General features: G+C 36.1%; 22 protein-coding genes. 10 read left to right on the top strand and 12 right to left on the bottom strand.

The window, feature by feature from the left end; translation table 11 throughout:
• The first annotated feature begins 54 nt into the window (after positions 1 to 54).
• Positions 55 to 1,245 (top strand): coenzyme F420-0:L-glutamate ligase, encoded by a 1,191-nt coding sequence (locus C7B89_RS04860; protein WP_054548521.1) that lies wholly within the window; start codon positions 55 to 57, stop codon positions 1,243 to 1,245.
• A 185-nt stretch (positions 1,246 to 1,430) separates the two neighbouring features.
• On the opposite strand, the gene C7B89_RS04855 is transcribed toward C7B89_RS04860, so the two are convergent.
• Together C7B89_RS04855 and C7B89_RS04850 are read right to left on the bottom strand one after the other, a co-directional pair.
• Complete coding sequence (locus C7B89_RS04855) at positions 1,431 to 2,069, bottom strand: RNA ligase family protein (RefSeq protein WP_048395489.1); 639 nt, start codon at positions 2,067 to 2,069, stop codon at positions 1,431 to 1,433.
• Between the two features lie 24 nt (positions 2,070 to 2,093).
• Positions 2,094 to 3,050 carry an AAA family ATPase gene (locus C7B89_RS04850; protein ID WP_054548519.1) on the bottom strand — a complete coding sequence of 319 codons (957 nt, stop codon included), beginning with the start codon at positions 3,048 to 3,050 and terminating at the stop codon, positions 2,094 to 2,096.
• A gap of 437 nt (positions 3,051 to 3,487) precedes the next feature.
• On the opposite strand from C7B89_RS04850, the gene helD reads away from it, so the two are divergent.
• Positions 3,488 to 5,791 (top strand): RNA polymerase recycling motor HelD, encoded by a 2,304-nt coding sequence (gene helD, locus C7B89_RS04845; RefSeq protein WP_115673248.1) that lies wholly within the window; start codon positions 3,488 to 3,490, stop codon positions 5,789 to 5,791.
• 51 nt (positions 5,792 to 5,842) lie between these two features.
• Here the strand turns inward: helD and C7B89_RS04840 are convergent, their stop codons facing one another.
• From C7B89_RS04840 to C7B89_RS04820, 5 genes are all read right to left on the bottom strand, one after another.
• Positions 5,843 to 6,598 (bottom strand): amino acid ABC transporter ATP-binding protein, encoded by a 756-nt coding sequence (locus C7B89_RS04840; RefSeq protein ID WP_048395482.1) that lies wholly within the window; start codon positions 6,596 to 6,598, stop codon positions 5,843 to 5,845.
• 13 nt (positions 6,599 to 6,611) lie between these two features.
• Positions 6,612 to 7,313: an amino acid ABC transporter permease gene (locus tag C7B89_RS04835; protein WP_004233514.1), complete on the bottom strand. Its 702-nt coding sequence runs from the start codon at positions 7,311 to 7,313 to the stop codon at positions 6,612 to 6,614.
• Between the two features lie 12 nt (positions 7,314 to 7,325).
• On the bottom strand, positions 7,326 to 8,033 hold the full coding sequence (locus C7B89_RS04830) for an amino acid ABC transporter permease (RefSeq protein WP_048395479.1): 708 nt from the start codon (positions 8,031 to 8,033) through the stop codon (positions 7,326 to 7,328).
• A gap of 82 nt (positions 8,034 to 8,115) precedes the next feature.
• Entirely contained in the window at positions 8,116 to 8,979 is an 864-nt protein-coding gene (locus C7B89_RS04825; protein WP_115673247.1) for a transporter substrate-binding domain-containing protein, read from the bottom strand.
• Between the two features lie 3 nt (positions 8,980 to 8,982).
• Positions 8,983 to 10,182 (bottom strand): acyl-CoA dehydrogenase family protein, encoded by a 1,200-nt coding sequence (locus tag C7B89_RS04820; RefSeq protein ID WP_115673246.1) that lies wholly within the window; start codon positions 10,180 to 10,182, stop codon positions 8,983 to 8,985.
• A 282-nt stretch (positions 10,183 to 10,464) separates the two neighbouring features.
• On the opposite strand from C7B89_RS04820, the gene C7B89_RS04815 reads away from it, so the two are divergent.
• A complete protein-coding gene (locus tag C7B89_RS04815; protein ID WP_048395475.1) occupies positions 10,465 to 11,211 on the top strand; it encodes a hypothetical protein in 747 nt (248 codons plus the stop codon).
• 86 nt (positions 11,212 to 11,297) lie between these two features.
• Here C7B89_RS04815 and C7B89_RS04810 read toward each other — a convergent pair whose 3' ends face one another.
• Positions 11,298 to 11,678, bottom strand: a complete 381-nt coding sequence (locus tag C7B89_RS04810; RefSeq protein WP_115673245.1) for a VOC family protein — start codon at positions 11,676 to 11,678, stop codon at positions 11,298 to 11,300.
• A gap of 225 nt (positions 11,679 to 11,903) precedes the next feature.
• Between C7B89_RS04810 and C7B89_RS04805 the strand changes: the two genes are divergently transcribed.
• Positions 11,904 to 13,853, top strand: coding sequence for a methyl-accepting chemotaxis protein (locus C7B89_RS04805; RefSeq protein WP_054548513.1), 1,950 nt, complete (start codon positions 11,904 to 11,906; stop codon positions 13,851 to 13,853).
• A 278-nt stretch (positions 13,854 to 14,131) separates the two neighbouring features.
• Complete coding sequence (locus C7B89_RS04800) at positions 14,132 to 16,081, top strand: methyl-accepting chemotaxis protein (protein ID WP_115673244.1); 1,950 nt, start codon at positions 14,132 to 14,134, stop codon at positions 16,079 to 16,081.
• A gap of 61 nt (positions 16,082 to 16,142) precedes the next feature.
• Here C7B89_RS04800 and C7B89_RS04795 read toward each other — a convergent pair whose 3' ends face one another.
• Complete coding sequence (locus tag C7B89_RS04795; protein WP_115673243.1) at positions 16,143 to 16,562, bottom strand: VOC family protein; 420 nt, start codon at positions 16,560 to 16,562, stop codon at positions 16,143 to 16,145.
• A gap of 235 nt (positions 16,563 to 16,797) precedes the next feature.
• On the opposite strand from C7B89_RS04795, the gene guaC reads away from it, so the two are divergent.
• Both guaC and C7B89_RS04785 read left to right on the top strand, forming a co-directional pair.
• Positions 16,798 to 17,781 carry a GMP reductase gene (guaC, locus tag C7B89_RS04790; RefSeq protein ID WP_103119016.1) on the top strand — a complete coding sequence of 328 codons (984 nt, stop codon included), beginning with the start codon at positions 16,798 to 16,800 and terminating at the stop codon, positions 17,779 to 17,781.
• A 195-nt stretch (positions 17,782 to 17,976) separates the two neighbouring features.
• Entirely contained in the window at positions 17,977 to 19,707 is a 1,731-nt protein-coding gene (locus C7B89_RS04785; RefSeq protein WP_054548511.1) for a methyl-accepting chemotaxis protein, read from the top strand.
• A gap of 56 nt (positions 19,708 to 19,763) precedes the next feature.
• Here the strand turns inward: C7B89_RS04785 and C7B89_RS04780 are convergent, their stop codons facing one another.
• Entirely contained in the window at positions 19,764 to 19,988 is a 225-nt protein-coding gene (locus C7B89_RS04780; protein ID WP_016992248.1) for a hypothetical protein, read from the bottom strand.
• Between the two features lie 206 nt (positions 19,989 to 20,194).
• Between C7B89_RS04780 and psiE the strand changes: the two genes are divergently transcribed.
• Positions 20,195 to 20,647 (top strand): phosphate-starvation-inducible protein PsiE, encoded by a 453-nt coding sequence (gene psiE / locus C7B89_RS04775; RefSeq protein ID WP_004233484.1) that lies wholly within the window; start codon positions 20,195 to 20,197, stop codon positions 20,645 to 20,647.
• 17 nt (positions 20,648 to 20,664) lie between these two features.
• On the opposite strand, the gene C7B89_RS04770 is transcribed toward psiE, so the two are convergent.
• On the bottom strand, positions 20,665 to 21,921 hold the full coding sequence (locus C7B89_RS04770; RefSeq protein ID WP_115673242.1) for a GNAT family N-acetyltransferase: 1,257 nt from the start codon (positions 21,919 to 21,921) through the stop codon (positions 20,665 to 20,667).
• A gap of 130 nt (positions 21,922 to 22,051) precedes the next feature.
• On the opposite strand from C7B89_RS04770, the gene C7B89_RS04765 reads away from it, so the two are divergent.
• Together C7B89_RS04765 and C7B89_RS04760 are read left to right on the top strand one after the other, a co-directional pair.
• Positions 22,052 to 23,059 (top strand): HAAS signaling domain-containing protein, encoded by a 1,008-nt coding sequence (locus tag C7B89_RS04765; RefSeq protein WP_115673241.1) that lies wholly within the window; start codon positions 22,052 to 22,054, stop codon positions 23,057 to 23,059.
• A 151-nt stretch (positions 23,060 to 23,210) separates the two neighbouring features.
• A complete protein-coding gene (locus tag C7B89_RS04760) occupies positions 23,211 to 24,359 on the top strand; it encodes a SpoIIE family protein phosphatase (RefSeq protein ID WP_103119018.1) in 1,149 nt (382 codons plus the stop codon).
• A 39-nt stretch (positions 24,360 to 24,398) separates the two neighbouring features.
• On the opposite strand, the gene C7B89_RS04755 is transcribed toward C7B89_RS04760, so the two are convergent.
• Complete coding sequence (locus tag C7B89_RS04755) at positions 24,399 to 25,256, bottom strand: CheR family methyltransferase (protein ID WP_026023366.1); 858 nt, start codon at positions 25,254 to 25,256, stop codon at positions 24,399 to 24,401.
• Positions 25,257 to 25,258 lie beyond the last annotated feature (2 nt).

Raw genomic sequence — 25,258 nt, 5'->3', positions numbered from 1 at the left:
AAATCATATGGTTTTTATATCACTTTACGCTAGATAGAATGAGGAGAGATTAAATTGGAACGTGTAATCGGTACAGTTGTAAGAGGTCTTCGTGGTCCTATTATTAATGAAGGCGATAATATTGAACAAATTGTTGTAGATACAGTGTTAAATGCTGCACATATTGAAGGATATACAATAGAGGATCGTGATATTGTGACAGTAACTGAATCTGTCGTGGCACGTGCACAAGGAAACTATGCTACGATTGATGATATTGCCATAGATGTAGCTGCTAAGTTTGGAGATGATACGGTAGGCGTTATTTTCCCCATCTTAAGTCGAAACCGCTTCGCCAATTGTTTACGAGGCATCGCTAAAGGTGTAAAAAAGGTAGTATTAATGCTAAGCTACCCATCTGATGAAGTGGGTAATCATCTTGTAGATATTGATGAGCTCGATGTAAAAGGCATTAACCCATGGACGGATACGCTCAATGAGGTTGAATTCCGCGAGCATTTTGGCTATAAAAAACACACATTTACTGGTGTAGATTATATTGAATACTATAAAGAGTTAATCGAAGCAGAAGGGGCTACGTGTGAGGTCATCTTCTCAAATAATCCAAAAACAATTTTAAATTACACAAAGAGTATCTTAACATGTGATATTCATTCACGCTTCCGCACAAAACGTATTCTAACAGCGAACGGTGCAGAAAAAGTTTACAGCCTTGATAATATTTTAGCTGAATCAATTAATGGCTCTGGTTTCAATGCTGAGTATGGTCTACTTGGCTCGAACAAAGCAACAGAGGATAGTGTTAAATTATTCCCACATACTTGCCAACCGATTGTTGATGGAATCCAAGCAAAAATTAAAGAAGCTACAGGAAAAACAGTAGAAGTTATGATTTATGGTGACGGCGCATTCAAAGATCCTGTGGGTAAAATTTGGGAGCTTGCAGATCCTGTTGTATCCCCAGCATTCACCGCTGGATTACATGGAACACCGAACGAGGTTAAATTAAAATATTTAGCGGACAATGATTTTGCAGACCTTCGAGGCGAAGAACTAAAGGCTGCTATTTCTGAATACATCCAAAATAAAGATGAAGATTTAACAGGTCAAATGGCTGCACAAGGAACAACACCGCGTCGTTTAACAGACCTTATCGGTTCCCTATCTGACCTTACATCTGGTTCGGGTGACAAAGGAACACCAATGATTTACATTCAAGGCTACTTCGATAATTACACTAAATAAACAAACAAAAATGAACTCTCGTCCTAATGAAGAGAGTTCATTTTTTTATGGCGAGGATAACAGGAATCGAACCCGTACTCCCATTGGAAAGGGATATGCACTCCTTGCACCTACCTCGTAATAGATGATTATTGAATGCTTGCTATAGTATTACATTGTGCTCAGTCCCTTCTCTTCTTAATTGGTTAGGATTTTAATTTATTTGGAATAATTTCTTCTTGTAGCCAATGCTCACTTGTTTGAACATGTTGCGGTCTCACAAATTTCCCTAAATTATAGCGGAAATCTTCGTAATGGAATGAGCTAGTATTTCTAATGACATACCCCTCTTGTTCCCCTTCAAAGAATGATTTTCCAGTGAATGTACGTTTTATCTGTTCTTCGTCAAAAATCCCTCGATATAAAACGGGCACTGTTTCTATACCTAACTCTGCTGCAAAGGCCACGGTTTCATCCCAGCTCAAACAAATATTTTCTTCATTCCAAATGCTAAACAAATAGAAATAGCTTGTTAATCCTTGATAATAAATAGAATGCTTGGCATAAACATTTTCACCACATAAGCGCCAGTCCTTTGGAATCCGATACGCAAAGTTCGCGTGAAATGTTTTTACCCAATGTCTAGAAGGATGGTTGGCTGAATGAATACTTCTAGCATGCATATAGTCTCTGTAAAGTGTTGTCCCTTCTCCATCTAACTTTTCAGTGACAACAACCTCCTTTCCAATAAAATGATTCACATTTCTAGCAACTTTATCATCATCGGTATAACCCCTGCTCCATGGTAAATGAAAACTTCTTGGGTATTTCATTAATTTCGTCATATTTTCACCTTTCTTTCCTAAAGTTTACTTGGCAAATTGATCTGCCTCACGGAAAAAATAAAGCCTTGTTAATAAATCACCATCTAATAAATGATAAATTTGGCTTCCACCTCTATCTCCCCCATACTGGATTAACATATGAAATTGCACTAAATGAACAACCTTTAATACAAATTCCTTTTCAAAGCCCAACTCTAATAGAAAATGGCAAACCAGTTGAGCCGAGACATTTTCATGCCCAAAATAACCATAACGCTGTTGCAAAGGTTTATATTTTTTACAAGCTGGTTTACCGACATCATGAAACAATGCAGCTATTTGTAGAGCTAGTTTATCGCTTTCTAAGTAGTACTCATTGATATACGCGTACACAAAATACGTATGCTGACATAGTAAAAATTGATGGAATGGGTTTTCTTGATCGAATTGATAAATTTCTTTGAAAAGTGGGACTGCTTGAAGTGTTTGAAAAAGCTCTTCATAGGTGGGGTGGCCTTGTATGAGTGAAACAAATTGTTGTCGAGAAAGATCATAGGGACTTGATTCATGAATAATATGCAATTCATTAAACCCTTCTCCTACTGTCGGGAACTCTAAATGCTTTCTCATTTTTTCCATCACGATTAATGGTACATGTCTTTTCCTTTGCTGGTTTCTAGCTACACAGATTGAATAAGGTGTATCAAAGTAATAACATACCTTCTGCACATTACTTGGTATTTTACGAAGTGCAAACATCCTGCGCTCTCGTTCAATATTGGTTGCATCCACAATGACAGAAAACCCTTTTGCCACTAAGTCATTAAGACGTTCATATAATGTACGAAAGACTATACGTGATTTTTGCCTTGTTGAATCCCCAAATAACTCCTGACGTATAGCGTCGCTTGATAGGACAATTGCATTTTCATTTTTAGCTAACTGTTTCACAAATGTACTTTTCCCACTACCAGGCAACCCCACTGTAAAGATTACCTTCATTCTTTTCACCTCCCTTCAAGTTTCTTTATCGTATGGCATGCCACATTCTTTAGTGTCTCAATAGCATTTCATCCATTATTTTTAATAACAATTTATGATAATCAGTCATAATATGAAGCAATATTACATATAAAAAAGACGGCTCCACCTTTTTGTAGAGCTGTCTCTGTTTATCAATATCTTATTACCTTACACATTTATTGTATCATAAATTTACAATAATTTCTAGACTATACTTCTTTCCGAAGTAGATGTATGATAAATTTCCTGCTTCAATCCCCCCATATCATCTGCATTTGGATACTTTCACTATATTCAAATTTGTGGTTGGACAAACAGTTAAAAAAGCAGCACAATTACCCTCTTCTCACCATCTATTGAGGTGAGGGTTACTGTCAAAGGAAGCAAATAACTATGGAGAGGAATGTGAGTAAACGTTGGAAAATCAAAAAGAATGGCTAGAAGAAAAGCATCACCTTGAGGATTCTTTAAACATTATTGTTCATAAAATAAAAGAGTTAGAGCATAAAGAAAAAGGTTTTAAAGAAAATGCTGTTGCCTTAAAGAAATCCTTTTGGAACGATGTGAGAGTCAATCTAGATACCGCTGAGGATGTAGACGAAACCTTTTTTGCAATTAAGCAGCAGGCAGAGCTTTTATCTGACTCAGAGCTAGCACAGGAACGGGCAATTCGTAATGTAAAGGTATATGAACGTTTACAACAGTCACCCTATTTTGCTCGTATTGACTTTGTACAAGATGGTCAACAAGACCCTTTAAAAATTTATATTGGTGTAGCCACATTATTGGATGAACAGGATGAAAATATCATCATTTTTGATTGGCGAGCGCCTATATCGAGTATGTATTATGACTACACACCTGGTGATGCATCCTACGAAACATTAGGTGAAGAAATTCATGGAGAAATGCTGTTAAAACGGCAATTTATTATTAAAAATGGTCAACTACAATCCATGTTTAATACGGGCGTTACAATTGGTGATGACCTACTGCTCGATATCCTTGCGCAAAATGCAAATGAGCATATTCGTAGTATTGTTGCGACAATCCAAGCAGAGCAAAATAAAATTATTCGCCATGTAAATTCACGCTATCTTATTGTTGAAGGCGTGGCAGGTAGTGGCAAAACAGCTGTAGCCTTACAGCGGGTAGCTTATCTACTTTATCGTTATCGTGATGAAATGACTGCCGATCAAATTCTGCTAATTACACCTAACCAACTTTTTAATCAATATGTTCATTCTGTCTTACCTGATTTAGGGGAAGACAATATGCAGCAGTTAACGTTTATAGAATATGCTGAAAAACGATTAGGTAAACAGTTTCAATTAGAGTATCCTTATGAGCAGCTTGAAGAACTGTTAACAGAAAAGGATGATGCTCAGTATCAAACAAAATTAAGCATCATTTCTTTTAAAGCAAGTCTCGCTTATAAACATATAATCGATCAATATGCGAGTTATTTATCCGATAAAGGCTTGTTATTTAAAAATATCGTTTTTCGTGGAGAGCGGATTATTACTACACAGGAAATTACCGAATACTTCTATTCTTTCCCTTCTACTATGTCGATACCAGATCGCCTACAATTAGTAAAAGAATGGTTATTGCAGCAACTAACGAAATTGGAAAAGGCTGAGCGTACAAAGGAATGGGTAGAAGAAGCTACTGAGTTATTAGATAAAGAAGATTACTCCAAATCTTATAGTGAACTTTTATATGAGGGTCGCTATACTGAAAACTCATTTGACGATTTTGATCAAGAACGCTTTAAATTAGCGAGACAAATTGTCAAAAAACACTTTAAACCATTACGTAACTCTGTTAACAAGTTAAAGTTTGTCCATATGTTGGGTACATATCGACAGCTCTTTGATTTGAATAGTTCTATTAACAGGGATTTACAACACCTTATGCCAGACAATTGGGAGGACATTTGTCTACAAACACTCCCTAATTTAGCAAAGCGTTTGATTGCCTATGAGGATACTGCACCATTTTTATATTTACAGGACAAAATTGAAGGACAACAGACCAATAGGATGATCCGTCATGTGTTAATAGATGAAGCACAGGATTATTCGCCATTTCAACTTACTGTATTACAGCAGTTATTCCCAAAAGCACGTATGACCATTTTAGGTGATGGCCACCAAACGATTCATCCACATACCTTTAATAATCCTTCTCTACTCGACACTCAATTATATGGTGAGCAGGCAGAAAAAATGATATTAACCAAAAGCTATCGTTCGACAAAGCAAATCATACAACTCACTGCCAAAATATTGAATGATGGTAGTGAAGTAGAAGCATTTAACCGAAATGGCCCTGAACCATCGATTACTATTGTGCCAAATGAATTGGAATTAATGGATCAAATTATTCAAAATATCGACCATTTATCTATTGAATTCGAAACAATTGCTGTCATCTGTAAAACCGCAGCCGAATGCTCTGCCGTTTATAAGCAATTAAACAATCGAGTAGATATTCAATTAATCAACCATAATTCAAAGCAGTTTAAGAAGGGTATTTTATTACTTCCAGCTTACATGGCGAAAGGCATCGAATTTGATGCGGTAATCATCTATAATGCATCTGCCGCTAATTACTCAAGAGAAAGCGAGCGGTACTATTTCTATACGGCGTGTACGAGAGCTATGCATGAGCTTCACATTTACTCCATCAACAAATTAACGTATTTCCTTCAATAATAGGTAACAGGAGAATCTGTTATTTACAGATTCTCCTGTTACCTTGCTGTTTTATATATAGAACGTATAGTCTTCTGGAATAACACGTTTTAAAAATTTCTTCGTTCGCTCCTCTTTTGGGCTGACGAAAATATCATGAGGGCTACCTTCCTCTACAACTACTCCTCCATCCATGAAAATTACGCGATTGGCAACATCTTTGGCAAAGCCCATTTCGTGTGTTACTACAAGCATTGTTGTACCCTCCGCTGCAATATTTTTCATGACCTGTAGAACCTCACCTACCAATTCAGGGTCAAGTGCGGACGTTGGTTCATCAAATAAAATAATATCAGGATTCAAAGCTACTGCTCGTGCAATACCAACACGTTGCTGTTGACCTCCTGACAACTGACTTGGATAGGCATCATATTTGTCTGATAAACCTACTTTATCAAGTGCCTTTTTACCAATTTCCACAGCCTGTGCTTTAGGAATTTTACGTCCAATGATTAATCCTTCCGTTACATTTTCTAATGCTGTTTTATTAGTGAATAGATTATAGTTTTGAAAGACAAATGCGACACGCTGGCGAATTGCATGCACGTCTTTTTTCTTTACATGTTGAAAATCAACCTGAATATCTCCAAATGTCGCATGGCCTTGATCAGCCTTCTCTAAAAAATTGATACAACGCAATAATGTTGTTTTTCCTGAACCACTGGGACCTAAAATAACAACAACGTCCCCTTTATCAATGGCTAAATCAACACCCTTTAAGATTTCATTGCCACCAAATGATTTATGAATATTTTTAATTTCTAACATGCTAATTCACCCCTTAGACATTTGCCATTTTGTATTTGCTTAAATATTTCTCATAACGCTTAAACAAGTATTCAACCGTACTACATAAAATTAAGTACACAATAAAGATATCCAAATAGGCCTCTACATAATTGTAGCCAACGTTTGCCGCTACTTTTGCCTTCAGTGTAATTTCAGGAAGCGACATTGCGTAGCCTAGCGATGTAGCTTTAATAAGATTAACTGTAGCTGTGCAAATATTCGGCAATGCCACTACTAATGCCTGTGGAATGATGATGCGAGTATATGCTTGGAATGTTGACAAACCTACTGAGTGTGCAGCCTCTAGTTGCCCCTTTTCAATGGTACTTAACGCCGATCGAAAGACCTCAATCAAAATGGCTGTTGAGCTGAATGCAAATACAATAAACGCATACCAAATTGGATTGATTTTATAAATATCATACGCAATATGATATTTTTCAAAAATAATTTTTAACATTAAAGGTATACTGCTATAGATAATAAAAATTTGTATAATAATCGGCGTTCCTCGAACAAAAGAAACATAAATCTTCGCGAGGTGATGAATAACTGGAATTTTATTGATCCTAGTTAGTGCTAACAAAAAACCTAGTGGCAAAGCTATCACCAAAGCAACAACTGTGACTAGGAGCGCTATAGGAACACCAGACAAAGCTACGAAAAATGTTTCAAGTAAAAATTGATAATTCACCCTCACGCCTCCTTAAGTTGTTTCTAGGGTCTTCTTACCCTTGCCAAATACCTTTTCTAATATAGTAAATATTTTCTCTATAATAATAGATAACACCCAATAGATAATAGCCAATGCAATATAAATTTCTAAGGCATGAGCATTGATGTTACTTGCAATAATTAGATTTGCCTTACCTACAATATCAATTAGACCAATTGTATAAGCGAGTGCACCTTCCTGTAATAAAGCAATCATGCCATTGCCAAAGTTCGGTAAAGCGACGACCAGCGCCTGCGGAAAAATAATTCGACGGTAGGCTTGGAATGGTGTTAACCCGACACTAACGGCTGCTTCAAACTGCCCTTTTGGAATGGCTAAGTAGGCAGACCGTATCACCTCAGACATTATTGCCGTGAATTGTAAGGTGAATGTTACAACAACAAATATGGCCGTTTCAATTGAATGGAGATTAAGACCAACATTTTCCGCTAATGCTGGGACACCATAGTAGACAAGAAATAACAAAACAATGGAGGGTGTACAACGCATAATCGTTGTATACAGATTGGCGAATTTAGTTAGCCACTTGACTGAAGATAGCTTAGCAGCCGCCAGCAATAAGCCGAATAGGGTACCTAAGATAATGGAGGACCCTGCAACTAAGAACGTAATTTTTAAAAATGGCAATAACACTGGGATTGCGTTCCAAATGTAGGTTGCGTCAAAATATTTATCCATTTCCTCACCAACTTTTGTTTTTATGAATAAAGACTGCTGAGCATTACTGACTCAACAGCCTTACTATTCGTTCCGTTTTAAACTAACGATTTACGTTTTCCAGTACTTCAAATAAATCACGGCCATAGAATTTTGTACTTAATTCATTTGTTTTCTTTTGTTCTTTAACCTGTGCTATTGCTTTATCATAAGCGTCAGCAAATTCCTGCTCTTTTTTATTGAACAGTGGCCATGTTTTTATAACAGCAAATTCGTTATAGACAACGTCATCTTTTAGGTTATAATATGGTCCATCTTCTGCAAGTACTTGTTGTTTAAATGGGCCTTCAATCATGACACCACCATCAACACGGCCCTCATTTACCCACTGCACTACATCGACAGTAAAGGCGTCACCGGCCTCAAGTTTTACTTTATTATCTGGATTTGCCGTATTATACTCATCGATAATTGTATATTGAGCATTATTTGCAGCAATCGGTGCTAAAGAATAGCCCTTTTTCGCAAAATCCGCTAATGTTTTCACGCCTTCATCCTCTTTACGCAAAACTAAACCTGCGCTACTTAAACCTAAGAATTCCTTCGGGAAAATAAATTTCTCTGTTCGTTCCTGAGTAAAGAATGCGTTTTTAACCCCTACTTGATATTTCCCTTGCTCCACACCAATTAATAAATCATCACTTGTTGTACCTACATACTCAAATTGATAGTCAGGTAGCAATTCATCTACTAATTTCATTACTTCTACATCATAACCAGTTGGATTTCCATTATCGTCGATGTAACTAATAGGCTTTGAGGCTTGATCGTAGGCTACTTTTACTGTACGTACCTTTTCACCATCACCTGATTCTTTATCTGCTGATTCTCCTGAATTACAACCTGCTAATAATGCTATAGAGGCCAAACCAATTGCAGCAAATTGAAATATCTTATTCTTCTTCATATGTCATTTCTCCTTATTTTTCACGTGATTTAATGATTGATTTTCATATAATTTCTGCTGTTCAATAGCGGCAGTCGCTAATTTAATTATCGTCATATCATCCATCGGTGGATTATGAAGCCCTGCACGAACATTGCGGTAATAACGCTGTAATGGATTGGATAGTTGTAAGCTTTTCGCCCCTACTACACGCATCGCTTTATCGACTATATCTATTGCCATGTTTGTTACTGTGTGTTTAGCAACAGCCATTTCATTTGTTATTAGTCCACGTCTAGCAGGATCATCGTAAGCCTCAGCCACTCCGTATAAGACAAAACGTGCTTGATGGAGCTTTAATTCAATATCCCCTAAAAGCTGTTGTACGTTTGGCAACGTACTAATTGGCGCATTCAGGCTATTCGGTTGATGGTGATTAGCAAAATGAATAGCATAATCACGGGCTGCTTGTGCAATACCTAAGTAAGTTGCTGGGATATGGAGTATCCAGCCATTTATTTTGCCACCACTCGGATGACTTGGTAACTCTACTAAATACTCTGTTGCAACAAGCACATCCTTTAACACAAGGTCGTGGCTGCTTGTGCCTCGCATTGCAGACATCTCCCAATTCTCCTCAATGGATAGACCTGCTGCATCCTTATGAATGAGGAAGAAGCCAACTTGCTGCTTTTCTTCAATCCAAGCGGAGGTAAGGAAATAATCGAGCACTGGAGATGCAGTCGTAAAAATCTTGCGCCCATTTATTAGCCAGCTACCTTTAGTAGAAATGGCATTTGTCCCTGGCCGCCCTCCTCGCGTTGGGCTACCTGTTGCAGCCTCACTAACAGCTCTATTAATCATGGCCCCTCTCTTTATTTCTTCAGAAAAAGCTATTAATAGATCATCAGTCCATAGGTTAGTTTCATAAATTTCCCCAACAACACCTAATGTCCATCCAAGGGAAAGAGAGGCATTTTCGTCATAGCTTGCTAGCGTCTCTTGTACAAGCACCATATCATAAACAGATAACCCTTCTCCGCCATATTGTTTCGGTAAAGTAAGTTGAGGATAGCCAATTTGTAAAAGTAATCGATGAGCTTCGAACGGAAAACGAGATTGCTCATCTACCTCAACAGCCTCTGCCTTGATTGGCTCAGCTATAGCAGCTAGTTGATCTAGCCAATATCGTTGTCGCTCTGTCTTTACAAATAAATTCTTCAAATGAATCTCCTTCTTCCCAATATATATAAATCGTATAAATTTACTAAGGATTGATAATGAAAAAAAATCTCTTGCTACATGAATGTAGTGAGATACTATTTGGTACTGAATTTTCTGATTCGTTGACACTTATAATACTTTTCGCATTAGAAAATGTCAATGGGTGAAATTCAAGTTTTTTTGTAAGTTTAATATGTATTACAAAGTTTCAACTTTTACCTTTGATTTATGCACCAAGCTTTTCTTACAACATATGCTAAGACTAATGAAAGAGGTGCATATATGACCAATAATTTAAATTCGCCACTAAACGGTGGAATCATAACCCATTCGGCTCCACAAGTTATTCAAACTAAGTTTGGAGATATTAACGGGGATGGTTTTTTTGAAACCATTTTTTTAATGGGCACTAAACAGCCTGATAGTCCTTTCTGGAGAAATCTAACACTGTCTATTTTTTATGGTCAAACAAGACAAATGGAGCAACTTCCATTGAAACAAAATATGGGCTATAATCCGACTATTTTCTTGGGCGATTTTACTGGTAATCATATTGAGGATATTCTGGTTGTGTCTGATACAGGAGGTAGCGGCGGAATTGTAAATGGTGAGATTTTTTCCTCCATCAACAATCAAGTTCGTTCCATCTTTGATGCAGAGTCTTTTAATAATAAACTTAAATATAAGGTCAATTATGTAGATCATTATAAGGCTGTTGTTCAGAGTTTTAATCCTGCTATTAAATACACAATTGATTTACAGTATAAGGGAACCGACTACTTAGCTGAAATTTATAATCCAGATGGCACCTTGAAGCAACCGATTGAAGGCTGGGTAGATCCTTTTGGAGGACTATATCCTGTTGATTACGACCGAGATGGAACGTATGAAATTTTAGGATATCAAGAAATTGCAGGTAGATATCATGCTGATGGATTAGGCTATGTAGAAAATATTTTAAAATGGAATGGCCATGAATTTGTAATAGATCGGCAAACGGTTGGTATTTTTGGTGAGGATTTATCATAGACGACAAATCTAGCTATTAAATAATCTAAAACAGGAATCTGCTCATTTTTACTTAACTCTAACAAAAAACAAGCAGATTCCGTTATTTATTTTTTCTTTTCAACCAAGGCAAAGTAGTTATTTTCAGGGTCAGCAAAGTTAAAAACCCTACCCATTGGCATCATGACTAGATCTCCTACTTTTACGCCCTTTGCCTGAAAATCTTGGTACATCTCTTCAATTTTATCAGCGTAAAACATAATAGAAGGTGTTCCTAAATTTAGATCAGGTTGCATTTTAGCAATAATTTCTTTGTTATGAAGCACAAAGGATGTTTGAGCTTCCTTAGTTGGTGCAATTTCAATCCAGCGCATGCCTGCTTCTTCATGTTCAGAAATGACCACAAACCCCACTTTTTCTGTCCAAAACTTAACAATTGCATCTTGATCATTAACATATAACATTACTTGTCCTATTTGATGAATCATGACTTCATTCCCTCCTCTTTTGAGCATTAGTATACATCAAAAAGCAGCTTTATATAGCTTCTAACGCCATCAATTTAGGGAAATTTCAAACAATTGATAATGATATACATTACTATGAAATAATTAATTCAAAGTACTTAACTTTTATTTTATTTCTGATAGAATGAGTATTATTTACCTTTAAGGGAAAAGTATAGAATAAAATATTATGTGAGGATAATACAATTGAAACAACTAAGTTTAAGAAAAAAGCTTATTTTTTCGTTTTTAGCCATGCTTCTCATCCCAACACTCTTGATTGGAATAGTATCTTACCAAAGTGCTGAACAGCAAATTTCAGAGGAGCAACGCGCAAGTGCGACTGAAAGTGTACGCATTCTAAATTCCAATATTACAAACATGATTGAACCTAAATTGAAAGATGTACAATATTTTTCACAGAAATTTAGTGAAACTTACTTTCAAGATGAGAGCATTTTAGAACTGAAGTCATTATTAAGTGAATATGTCAACATGCACCCTGAAGTAGATCTGATATATATTGGAACTGCTGAAGGCAAACTGTTTGATCAGCCTGTTCAAGAGTATCCTGATGGCTTCGACCCTCGGACAAGACCTTGGTATAAGCAGGCTTTAGCTAATAATGGGAAGACCTCAATTACTGCACCATATGTTACACAATCTACAGGTGACATTGTCATCACAATTACTCAGGCATTACCGGATGGTTCTGGCGTATTAGGATTAGATCTAAATATTTCTACATTAAGTGACATTACGAATAATATTCGTATTGGAGAAACGGGCTTCGCTTCTCTTTTAGATAACAATAAAATTTACATTGCTCAGCCAGATAAAGAAAGTGGTACAGAGGCAACGGAAAGCTACATAACAAAAATTTATGAGCAGGAAAGCGGTACTATCATTGAAAAAGACCGTCACTTACAATTTGTTACGAATGAGTTAACGGGTTGGAAAGTAATTGGTACAATGTTTACTGCGGAAGCTGCAAAAGCTGCAGCATCCACATTGAATATAAATTTAATTATCATTATTGTTTCCATTCTCGTTGGCGTTATTTTCATGCTCTTTATGATAAAGTCTATTGTTAACCCAATTAATCAATTGAAGCAAAGCGCATTAAAAATTAGTGACGGTAATTTAACGGAGTTTATTGAAATCCATTCTAAAGATGAAATAGGTCAGCTTGGAGAAGCCTTTATCTCTATGAAGGTGAGCTTAAAAAAATTAATTCGTAATGTTGATCAAAGCTCACAACATGTCCAAACAGCCGCTCAAAATTTATCTGCTAATGCAGAACAAAACATCGCTGCTTCAGAGCAAGTTGCCGATGCAATGCACCAAATGGCAATTAGTACAGAAAAACAAACAACAGGTATTGATCAGAATGCCATTTCAGTTGAAGAAATTGCTAAAGGCGTTGTTGAAGTGGCAGACAGTTCCATGCAGGTTTCTGACCTATCTAGTCATGCTATCCAATTGGCAGAAGAAGGTGGACAATCTGTCAAACAAACGGTACAGCAAATGAATTCTATCCATAATTCTGTAACTCAATCAGATACAATGATTAAAGCACTGTATGATCGCACGAAAGAAATTGGTTCCATTTTAGAAATGATTAGTGCTATATCAGATCAAACGAATTTACTAGCGCTTAATGCAGCTATAGAAGCTGCTAGAGCAGGAGAACATGGCAAAGGCTTCGCGGTAGTGGCAGATGAAGTACGCAAATTAGCAGAGCAATCTCATCAATCAGCAGAGCAAATTTCTGCGCTTATAACTACTATTCAGCAAGATACGGCAAAATCTGTAGAGACAATGGTCAAAGCGTCGACAGATGTTCAAGAGGGCTTACAATTGACAGAAGAAACAAGTAGAAAATTCGCGAGCATTATCGAAAGTCTTCGAAACATCGCGCCGAAAATGGAGGATATTTCAGCATCTGCTCAAGAAATGTCTGCCGTTGTAGAAGAAGTTTCAGCGACTGCTATTGAACTTTCCGATCACGCAAAATTAAATGCTGCTGCTACAGAAGAAGTTGCTGCTTCCACGGAACAAACTTTATCTTCTATGCAAGATATGGCTTCGTCTGCCAAAACCCTACTTGATATGGCGGATGAATTGCAGGGTTATGTTAATCGTTTTAAATATTAATTATTTAACTGCTAGATCTGAGTTCACGATAGTATTGAACTCAGATTTTTTCTATTCCAAAAAGATAGGAAATTACAAAATAAGATATTTTTCTACAAATAATAGCGTTGCATAACTTTATTTTCCAGATTTTTCAGAAAATTGTGTTGATTATTATTCATTTTCCTCTTAGAATCAGATTAAACATTTGAACGACTTAGGAGTCTACTAGTGTAAAAAACCAATCACGTAGTTAATTCTATTACACTTCAATAATGTCGTTTAAGGAGGAATACTATATGAAACGAATTAGTTTAAGAAAGAAACTCATCTTTGCATTTTTAGTCATACTTCTCATTCCCGCACTTTTAATCGGGTATACCTCCTTTAAAAGTACCAAAAATCAAATACTCGAAGAGCAGCAAGCAAGCGCCAAGGAAAGTGTGCGTATGCTTAATAGTAATATTACCAATACAATTGCTCCTAGAGTTCATGATATCGAATATTTTGCCAAGAAAATAAATCAGTCTTATTTACAAGATGATAAAAAAGCTGAATTAAAAGGGCTTTTTCAGGAATATGTAAATACACACCCAGAAGTGGAGCTAGTATATATAGGGACTGCTGATGGGCGGATCATTGATGAACCTGTCCATGACTATGCAAGTGATTATGATCCTCGTAAACGTCCTTGGTATATAGAAGCCATTGATAATAAAGGGCATGTATCCATCACTTCTCCATATATCTCAAAATCAACAAATAACATCGTTGTAACAGTTATGCAAGCTCTTCCTGATGATTCTGGCGTAATTGCCTTAGATTTAAATATCTCTCTTCTAAGTGCACTGACAGATCAAACACGTATTGGAGAAACGGGCTTTGCCTCTCTGTTAGATAATAATAAGTTATATATTGCTCAAAAAGATAAGGAAAGCGGCACAGAGGCAACGGAAGATTATGTTTCAAAAATTTACGAAAAGCAGGAAGGTATTATTACTGAAGGTGACCGTCATTTACGCTTTGAAACAAATGAAATCACAGGCTGGAAGATAATTGGTACAATGTTCGTTGCAGAGGCTACTAACGCTGCTACCTCAACCTTTACTATTACATTACTTATTATTGGTATTTCTATTATTGTTGGTATTATCTTTATGCTCTCAATGATTAAATCTATTGTTAACCCAATTAAACAACTACAGCAAAGTGCTCTTAAAATTAGTGAAGGTGATTTGACAGAGTTTATTGATATTCATACCAAAGATGAAATAGGACAGCTTGCTGAAGCATTTGTCTCAATGAAAGTTAGCTTAAAAAGACTGATCCGCAATGTTGATCAAAGCTCACAACATGTTCAAACCTCGGCACAAGGTCTTTCAGCGAATGCTGAGCAAAATATCGCTGCATCTGAGCAAGTGACAGAGGCTATGCAACAGGTAGCGATTAGTACGGAAAAACAAACAACAGGAATCGATCAAAATGCTGTTTCTATTGAGGAAATTGCAAAAGGTGTTGTAGAGGTAGCAGATAGTGCCCTACAAGTTTCAGACCTATCCAGCCAGGCCATCCAATTAGCGGAAGAAGGTAGTCAATCTGTTGAGCACACTGTTAATCAAATGGTATCCATTCATGATTCTGTGGCTCAATCCGATACGATGATTAAATCCCTATTTGATCGTACAAAAGAAATTGGCTCCATTATAGAAATTATTAGCGCTATTTCAGACCAAACAAACCTTCTTGCTCTTAATGCTGCTATTGAAGCAGCACGAGCAGGTGAACACGGTAAAGGCTTTGCAGTTGTAGCAGATGAAGTACGTAAATTAGCGGAGCAATCTCATCAATCAGCAGAGCAAATTTCTACTCTGATTACTGGCATACAACAAGATACAGCTAAATCTGTACAAACGATGACGAAAGCTTCTGCAGACGTTCAAGAAGGTTTACAGCTATCCGAGGATACGAAAAAGAAATTTATAAGTATCGTTGGAAGTCTTCGAGAAATTGCTCCTAAAATGGAGGATATATCAGCTTCAGCACAAGAAATGTCTGCCGTTGTAGAGGAGGTATCCGCTACTGCTATTGAACTGTCAGATCATGCAAAACTAAACGCAGCTGCATCTGAAGAGGTTGCCGCTTCAACGGAACAAACATTATCTTCCATGCAGGAAATCGCCTCTTCTGCTAAAACATTGCTTGATATGGCAGATGAATTACAAGGCTATGTAGATCGTTTTAATTACTAAATAAGAAAGCACGATGATACTTGGTTTAGCCCTATCATCGTGCTTTTATCTTGTTATTTAATTATTCATTTACCTCATGGCTAAATTGCCATTCAACGCCAAATTTGTCTGTAAGTGAGCCGTAACATTTGCTCCAAAATGTTTCTTGAAGCTCCATTCTCACGTTACCACCTTCTTTAAGCTTATCAAATGCTTGACGCATTTGCTCTTCATCATCGGATACAACAGCTAATGTGACATTATTCCCTGTGGAAAATGGCATGCCTGGAAATGTATCTGAGAACATAATTCTACTACCGAATACAATAAGTCGTGTATGCATGACAAGATCTTTTGCTTCTTCTGGTAATGGATAGTCTGGATTTTGTGGTGTCTCTCCAAACGTCATAATGTCAGCCTTGTCCGTATTAAAAACGTCTTCGTAAAACGCAACTGCCTCTCGACAATTTCCATTAAAATTCAAATAAACCTCTACTGCCATTTTCAACACTCCTTTGTCATTTTTTAAAACAATTCTATTGTACATGGATTATAAAACATAACACAAATTATAACTAGAATATTTCATCTTCAAAGTAAGTTGTCTCCTTTCTTTTTAAATTTTTTATTTATTTTCACAAAAGCTTTGACATTTACTCAAAAATCATGTAAATTACCAAATGGCGAACAATTTAAATTAAATCTTAAAAAATATTCGTATTTTAGGAGTGTATATAATGGATAACGTATTTGACTATGAGGATATTCAACTAATTCCCGCAAAATGTATTGTAGAAAGTCGTTCAGAATGTGATACTTCTGTTACTTTAGGTGGTCACACTTTTAAACTTCCAGTAGTACCTGCAAATATGCAAACAATTATCGATGAAAATCTTGCAAAGAAACTTGCTGAAAACGGTTACTTTTACATCATGCACCGTTTCCAACCAGAAACTCGTCGAAACTTTATTCTAGAAATGCAAGGAAATGGCTTAATTGCTTCTATTAGCGTTGGTGTAAAAGAAGAGGAATATACATTTATTGAAGAATTAGCAGCTACTAATTTGGTACCTGATTTTATTACAATTGATATTGCACATGGTCATTCAAATGCTGTTATTCGTATGATTCAGCATATTAAAAAGCATTTACCAAAAAGCTTTGTTATCGCAGGTAATGTAGGAACACCTGAAGCGGTGCGTGAGCTTGAGAATGCTGGCGCAGATGCAACAAAAGTTGGGATTGGACCAGGTAAAGTATGTATTACTAAAATCAAAACAGGTTTTGGTACTGGCGGCTGGCAACTAGCTGCACTACGTTGGTGTGCAAAGGCTGCTACAAAACCAATTATTGCTGATGGTGGCATTCGTACACATGGAGATATCGCTAAATCTGTACGTTTTGGTGCTTCAATGGTAATGATCGGTTCATTATTCGCTGGTCACGAAGAGTCACCTGGTGAAACAATCGAAATCGAGGGTAGAACAGTGAAGGAATACTTCGGCTCTGCTTCTGAATTCCAAAAAGGTGAACGTAAAAACGTCGAAGGTAAGAAAATGTACGTTGAACATAAAGGTAGCATCAAAGATACATTAATCGAGATGCAACAAGATTTACAGTCATCTATTTCATATGCTGGTGGCACAAAGCTAGAGGCTATTCGCAATGTTGATTATGTAATTGTAAAGAACTCTATTTTCAATGGAGATAAAGTGTATTAATCGATGTAAACCTGCTATATTAAGCTTCAACATCACCCCAATTAAGAGCTGTTTTTTACTCTTGATTGGGGTGATTTTTTTGGACCTATTTCACTTAAAATACCGTATTTATTTTCAGAATTTTCTATTTTATTAAAAAATTATATATTATAATAGAACTATATTGAAGGAATGAAGGAACGGGGGTTGTATCTTATGAAGTCAGTACGTAATAAACTTGTTAGTCTTGCTATTATAGTTATTCTACTATCAACAGGACTAGTTGGAACCGTCAATTATATGGTGGTGAAAGGAGAACTCGATCAGGTAGGTCGAGATAGTCTTAAAAATGGCACACTTGGCATACTTGAACTAATTGCACAGTTAGATACTCAAGTTCAAAATGGGAAATTAACGCTAGAAGAAGCTCAGGAAAGTGCTAGAACACAGATCGTTGGTAATAAAATTGAAGATAACAAAAGATCCATTGATAATCCTGTTAAATATGGAGATAATTTTTATTTCTATGCTTTCCAAGATAGTGGTATGGTTGAAACTCATCCATCCCTAGAAGGACAAAATATTTCAGATTTACAAACAGAGGATGGGCGCTATTTTGTACGAGAAATGATTGAAGCAGCAAATGCTGGAGGAGGATATGTACGTTATGATTGGGCCCTTCCCTCAAATCCTGAAATCGTTGCGCCTAAGATAACGTATGTAGAAAAGGACAAGCATTGGGGCTGGATTATAGCAGCTGGTACATACGAGATGGACTTTAATGCAGGTACGAATAATGTTTTATACTACACACTAGGCATGACCATCCTTGCAACGATTATTGGTGTATCACTCTTCTGGTTCTTCTCTGGACGAATGACAACCTATATACGAAAAATTATGGTCATTACATCTGATATTGCTAAAGGCAAGCTAACTGGTGATGACATACCTGTTACTACAGAAGATGAACTAGGTATACTAGCTAGTAACGTGAATAATATGAAACATAGCTTACACGAAATGGTCAACAATACAAAGGATAGTGCGTCCCAAATGCGCGTTTCTTCAGAAATGCTGAGTGCTATTACTGAGGAGACGACTGCTTCTGCTGATGAAATTCATCAAGCCATCAATGATATATCTAAGGGAGCTGTAGTACAAGCTGAGGAAGCAGAAATGGCCATTAGTAAAGTAGAAACACTGTCCTCACTTATCTCAAATGCTACAGATAAATATAGTGAGATTACAGAAAATATGAATATCATTAATCAATCACAAGAAAACGGTAGACAAAAAGTAGATGTATTACTTCAAAATTCAAGTGAGTTTACGCAAGTGATTGAGGAATTAAGAACAACTTTCTCAAGTTTGACAAGCCAAATGAAAGAAATTCATCAAGTCGTACAAACAATTACATCCATTTCTGAACAAACAAATCTATTAGCGCTAAATGCAAGTATTGAAGCAGCCCGTGCAGGTGAACATGGCAAAGGGTTTGCTGTCGTAGCTGAGGAAGTCCGTCATTTATCTGAGGATACGAATGAAGCTACTAATCGGGTTAGAAACCTATTACAGCGTATTGAGGTCGATACCGCTAATTCAGATTCAAAAATGATACACACGCTCCAACTGTCACAAAATCAGGCCATGTCGATTACGGAAGTAAAGGGAGCCTTTACTTTTCTAGCAGACTCCATTCATGGCATTACAAAGCACCTTGTTTCTTTAGACAAAGGAATGAATGACATGGCGGAAAATCGAATAGTCGTGATGAACGCCATCAATGAAATAGCAAGTGTCGCTACACAATCTGCCGCAGCTACCGAACAAATTAACGCTTCTATTGACGAACAAAAGTCAGCAGTGACATCTATCATGCACTCCTCTATGGAGCTTCATACAGAGGCAGAGCGCATGTACGACTTGGTAGAACGCTTTACATGATAAAATACTATATAAAAGAGGAATGCTACGCATATCCGTAGCATTCCTCTTTTACATTATAGTTTGTTAATTACTGCGTGGATTGTTTCCTTAAGCTCTGCATCGTGATCTGCAAGATCTACAAGGTTCCCTAGACGTTCACGTAATACAGGACGCTCAATTACTAGCTTTTCATCAAGTACTTGTACCAGTAGCTCGATAATAAGTCGATCACGAACATTTAACGCTTCTTCTAAACGTTCTGGTGTAATTTTCGCATCAGTTTTTGCAGATTTTGCCATTTTAAAAACCCCTTTTATATTTTATATTCATGCACATCTATTTTAGCATACCACTAAATTATTTTGAAAACTTTCTTTCATTAAAATATACCAAAACTTTACAAAATACTAAGAAAAGATTTACGACAAATTGTTATATTTATATCATAATACACTACTACTCGACCATATGATGATGTATTTACAAAACCGATTGGAGGAATTGGATGAATCAAAAAAATACGACTTATTTACAGCTCATTAAAGCTGTGCCAAAATCTCTACAGCTCTTTCTCAATGTTTGCCTTGTACTATTAGCACTGATTCTCTGCTTTTTATTATTTAAGGAGCTAATTGAATTTCTTAAAATATTACTATTCGCTAAGGAAGATGGTGATTATAAACTATTCCTTGCCAATATTCTTATTTTCTTTTTATATTTCGAATTCATCACAATGATCATTAAATATTTTAAGGAGGATTACCATTTTCCACTTCGCTATTTTATCTATATAGGTATCACAGCAATGATTCGACTAATTATTGTGGAGCATGATCATCCTCTAAATACGTTAATTTATTCATTAATTATCCTCATACTAATCATAAGCTACTTTATTATTAATATAACGCCACTTGAAAGGCCAACACGTTCTTCCATTCTCATTAAAAAAGATTAAAAGCCCTCACGCCCATTCTAAAATGCAGATATACATGTGGGCTTTTCAAACACATAGAAGAATTGCTGTAAAGCCTGTAAATACTGATTATCACTAATCTGTATTCGACTCAGCATAAATAGCTCTTGGACCGTTACTACGCCCATTACTAGTGATGAAAGCTCAGCTACATCTATCGTTACTTCAACATCATAGCTATCACTTTCTAGCATTTTAATTGTACCGTTAACAGCCTCAACAATAAGTTGCTGATTATTTTTTGCCAGTAACGAATCCATAACATTCAATTTAAAGGTCAAAGTGACACCGTTAAAATTGCGTGTTAGTAGCTCATCAAAAAAGCCCTTCACATTAATTATACGGTACATTAGACCAATTCCTGACACGGCACTTGCGTGATAGACACTTGGAATTAAATGATTTGTGCCATTTCTTACATCCTCTAAAAAGAAATGGACATTTTCTTCTTGTGTATTCCATTCGATTCGGTTTACTTGATCTGCTTGACTGTTTAAAAATGTACTAAGCTCTAGCAAAGCCTCCGGAGTTTCATAGATCCACTCCTTAATGACCAAATTATTTAGCATAAAATTACTATCGCTTTGTTTATTAAAAGAAAAGGCAATATAGCCCTGAACTGTACCTTCCTGTTCCATTGCAATCACATAGTTATCTGGATTATTAAAAATAAAAGATAGTTCCGATTGTGTTTTAAGAAACATCCCATGTTTTTTTGCTACTACCCTGTTGTAGCAATCTACTAGCTGTTGTTGATCTTCAACTGTCAAATATTTAAGGTGCTTTTTGGTTGGTCCTTTCGGGAAGCTTGAAGGCTCTACCAAGTATTGATAGATTTTCGGTCCATAGCCAAAACCCATTTTTTTATAAAAATCTGGTCTAAACGGATACAAGGCCAAAAAATGAATATTTTTTTCTAAAAAGATGTTAAAGAAATGTTGGATTAATTCTTTTGCAGCCTTCTCTTTTTTATGTAATAAATCAACTGCAACAAGTCCTACCCCACCAATTGGTAGCATTTTAGAGAACAGATTCATTTGAAAGTCATGTAGTCGCATACCACCAATGAGTTTGTCATTTTCCCAAAGTCCATAATAATGAAGAGATTCATCATTGCTCTGATTTTGCATAAAGAGCTTTTTCAGCTGCTCTTTTGTTGTTTGTGTTCCATTCAATTTTCCTGGATACGCTCCTACAACGATATTTACAAAGGCTACAAAATCTTGCTCTTTTAATAATTTCTCTACAACCCTCATCATGTCCCCTCCATTTTCAAATTGTTGCATGTTGTTCACGAATTTTTCATATTAATTTTTATACCCCATAATAACATATATTACCACGACCAATTAATGAGTACTGAAAATGATTAAAGGAGGAAAATGTATGACTTTAATTGATTCATATATTCACGAAGTGACTAAAAGGCTACATAAAAATAAACGTGAGATAATCAAGGTTGAACTAAAGGCTACTATTGAGGATATGTTGCCAGAGCAATATACAGAATCTGAGGTGAAGGAAGTAATTAGGAAGCTTGGAAGCCCTTCAGAAGTTGCTGCACGCTATCAGGTTACTCCCCACTTTTTAATTGGTCCAAAGAATTTTGAACAATATACAAGAACCATCAAGCTAATTATTCCTTGGGCAATTCTTATTACGATCATTGTTCAAATAATAGAGAAGATTGTTCTCTATTCTGGAGAAGAAGCACTTCTTACAACCATTATTACAGCATTTGTAGGGATGATTGTTGCAATTATTGCTGTGTTATTTCACGTTTTGTTTTGGGTTACGGTTATTTTTATCATTAAGGACCGTTCTGGGGCTGAAAAGCTTTCGATCCCTTTTCTGAGAGATACCAAGCCATGGTCACCTGATGATTTAATACAAATTAAAAAGATTCCCAAAGATAAAATCATTCCTATAAGTGATACGATTTTTAGCCTTTTAGGAATACTTATTTTTTCTTTTGTTTACTGGAATGCCTATCGTCTTTTAGGTATTTATACAACGAATGACAACGGCAGCTTGAAATTTGTTATGCCTATCTTTAATCAAAATACTTTACAATCGTTTGTTCCCATGGTCTTACTATGTATTATCCTAAGTCTAACTTTAACCTTATTAAAATGGCGTGCAGGACAGTGGACAATGCCTATCGCCATCACTAATGCACTACTTCAAAGTGTAGGAACAATTGTGTTTATTTTAATAGCGATACACCAAGATTTTATTCACAGCGCCTCTATCCCTTATATTGCGGCTATTACAGAAACAACCTCAGCTAAAGTTGCCTTCACTATTGATAAAATACTACTTGTCAGTATGATTATTGCTGTTTTAGCAAATGCATTTGATATCTACCAAGGATTTAAAAAAGCGAAAATATAACGCCCTTCTTCTTCATATACCTAGTAAACCATACATTCAAATCGCCAAAATACCTTTATTCTCTGATGTTTTGTATAATGATAAAGTTGAAAGTATTTTATATATGTGAAAAATAATCTGCACAATTCAATCAGAGTAAGGGGAAAGTACTATGACCATTCTTCTAGTAGATGACAATCAAGTCAATTTATTTGTCATTGAGAAAATACTAAAAAATGCAGGTTATGATAACTGTGTTTCTCTTTCATCTGCTTATGAGCTATTTGATTATTTACAATTAGATGCACCCAATCCGACAGGAAATTCAGTAGATTTAATTTTGTTAGATATTATGATGCCGGAAGTAGATGGTATTGAGGCCTGCAAACGCATTAAGCAAAATGAGAGATTAAAAGATATTCAAATCATTTTTGTTACAGCACTCGAGGATAAAAACAAACTGGCAGAAGCCCTAGACATTGGTGGTGTAGATTATATTACTAAACCAATTAATAAAACAGAGTTGCTTGCCAGAATGCGTGTTGCCTTACGTTTAAAGGCAGAATTAGACTGGCACACACAGCATGAAAAGAAAATACAATATGAACTAGATTTAGCAACCCATGTACAAAGGAGTCTTCTTAGCCCACCGTTAAATGAGAAGGACATCCGTATTGAAGTTTCTTATTTACCATCCTCTAATTTGGCAGGAGATATGTATTATTGGTACAAAATAGACGATCATCGTTATGCCATTATATTATTGGATATGATGGGTCACGGTATATCGGCAGCGTTGGTTTGTATGTTCATCTCCTCTGTTCTAAGAGAGGCGGTTAAGCAATTGGTGGAACCTGAGCTTGTCATCCAAGAACTGAATCGTTATATGACGCTATTACAAGATGGGAAAGAGAATAATCTTTATTATTTTACAGCGATTTATTTAATCATTGATACAGAGCAAAAAACAGTCGAGTACATAAATGCTGGCCATCCTCCTGGATATGCACTAATTGATGAAAAAACATGTATTCCATTAGATCAGGGTAGCTGTGCAGTCGGTTTCTTCGATGAAATAAAAGTGAAAAAGCAATATATTCAATATGAGCATGACATTCAAATCGTGTTATTTACAGACGGTGTATTAGAGGCAATGGGACCCTGTGAATTAGAATCAGAAAAGCATTTGCAAACGCTAACATCCTTCAAGTGGGATTATTCACAATGCCTAATCGATAACCTTTTGCCTAAGGATAAACAAGAGAATCAGCCTGATGACATGTGTGTTTTAATGATTCAAGCTAGCACTAATACTATATAAAAAAGCAGAGGCTATCCGTTAAAGATAGCCTCTTACTCATTAATACATTTTTTGATAAATTCTTTCGTTTCCAGAAATCTCCTTATACTTTGAAATAACCTCTTCAAATCGCAATGTTTCTTTATCCCCTAAGCATAAAAAACCTTTGTCACTTAGACTTTCATAAAATAATTGATGTACCTGGCTCTGAAGCTTAGGTGAAAAATAAATAAGAACATTTCTGCACAGAACAACATGAAATTCATTAAATGAATGATCTGTTACTAAATTATGTTGAGCAAAAATAATATTTTTCAATAATGTTGGATGAAAGTAAGCATATTGATAATCTGTTTGATAGTATTCTGAAAAAGCATGGGCACCTCCAGCAAGCATATAGTTTTTTGTATATGCCTGCATTTTATGAATTGGAAAGGCCCCCTTCTTAGCTTTTTCTAATACTTGCTCGTTCATATCTGTTGCATAAATTACAGATCTCTCTATTAGCCCCTCTTCTTGAAGCAAGATAGCCATTGAATATACTTCTTCACCTGTTGCACACCCTGCATGCCAAATACGGATTTCAGGATATTCTCGTAAAACAGGAATGACCGTTTCACGAAAGGCCTTAAAAAAGCTAGGGTTGCGGAACATCTCCGTTACATTTATTGAAAAATCATTTAATATCTGCTCTAAAAATTCTTTATCATGAATGACCTTTTCTTGTACACGTGAAATCGTTGGGATGTTATTTATCCCCATCCTATTGTAGATTCTGCGTGAAATGGATGAACGATTATATTGCCGAAAATCATAACCCGATAAACGATAAATAGCTTCTAGTAACAAATCAATTTCTAAATTTGTATGCTTATTTAATTGTATATTTTGCTCCAAAGGCTGAAATTGTTGTTCCATGT

This window comes from Lysinibacillus capsici (genome assembly GCF_003367505.1).
Lineage (GTDB): Bacteria > Bacillota > Bacilli > Bacillales_A > Planococcaceae > Lysinibacillus > Lysinibacillus capsici.
This window is presented reverse-complemented; position numbering and strand designations above follow the sequence as displayed.

Coding starts and splice junctions, on each gene's coding strand:
- C7B89_RS04755 (WP_026023366.1), bottom strand. CDS start 25,256: ATGGAACAACAATTTCAGCCTTTGGAGCAAAATATACAATTAAATAAG.
- C7B89_RS04855 (WP_048395489.1), bottom strand. CDS start 2,069: ATGACGAAATTAATGAAATACCCAAGAAGTTTTCATTTACCATGGAGC.
- C7B89_RS04825 (WP_115673247.1), bottom strand. CDS start 8,979: ATGAAGAAGAATAAGATATTTCAATTTGCTGCAATTGGTTTGGCCTCT.
- C7B89_RS04800 (WP_115673244.1), top strand. CDS start 14,132: ATGAAACGAATTAGTTTAAGAAAGAAACTCATCTTTGCATTTTTAGTC.
- C7B89_RS04850 (WP_054548519.1), bottom strand. CDS start 3,050: ATGAAGGTAATCTTTACAGTGGGGTTGCCTGGTAGTGGGAAAAGTACA.
- C7B89_RS04830 (WP_048395479.1), bottom strand. CDS start 8,033: ATGGATAAATATTTTGACGCAACCTACATTTGGAACGCAATCCCAGTG.
- C7B89_RS04760 (WP_103119018.1), top strand. CDS start 23,211: ATGACCATTCTTCTAGTAGATGACAATCAAGTCAATTTATTTGTCATT.
- C7B89_RS04840 (WP_048395482.1), bottom strand. CDS start 6,598: ATGTTAGAAATTAAAAATATTCATAAATCATTTGGTGGCAATGAAATC.
- C7B89_RS04810 (WP_115673245.1), bottom strand. CDS start 11,678: ATGATTCATCAAATAGGACAAGTAATGTTATATGTTAATGATCAAGAT.
- guaC (WP_103119016.1), top strand. CDS start 16,798: ATGGATAACGTATTTGACTATGAGGATATTCAACTAATTCCCGCAAAA.
- C7B89_RS04780 (WP_016992248.1), bottom strand. CDS start 19,988: ATGGCAAAATCTGCAAAAACTGATGCGAAAATTACACCAGAACGTTTA.
- C7B89_RS04815 (WP_048395475.1), top strand. CDS start 10,465: ATGACCAATAATTTAAATTCGCCACTAAACGGTGGAATCATAACCCAT.
- C7B89_RS04785 (WP_054548511.1), top strand. CDS start 17,977: ATGAAGTCAGTACGTAATAAACTTGTTAGTCTTGCTATTATAGTTATT.
- C7B89_RS04765 (WP_115673241.1), top strand. CDS start 22,052: ATGACTTTAATTGATTCATATATTCACGAAGTGACTAAAAGGCTACAT.
- C7B89_RS04795 (WP_115673243.1), bottom strand. CDS start 16,562: ATGGCAGTAGAGGTTTATTTGAATTTTAATGGAAATTGTCGAGAGGCA.
- psiE (WP_004233484.1), top strand. CDS start 20,195: ATGAATCAAAAAAATACGACTTATTTACAGCTCATTAAAGCTGTGCCA.
- C7B89_RS04770 (WP_115673242.1), bottom strand. CDS start 21,921: ATGAGGGTTGTAGAGAAATTATTAAAAGAGCAAGATTTTGTAGCCTTT.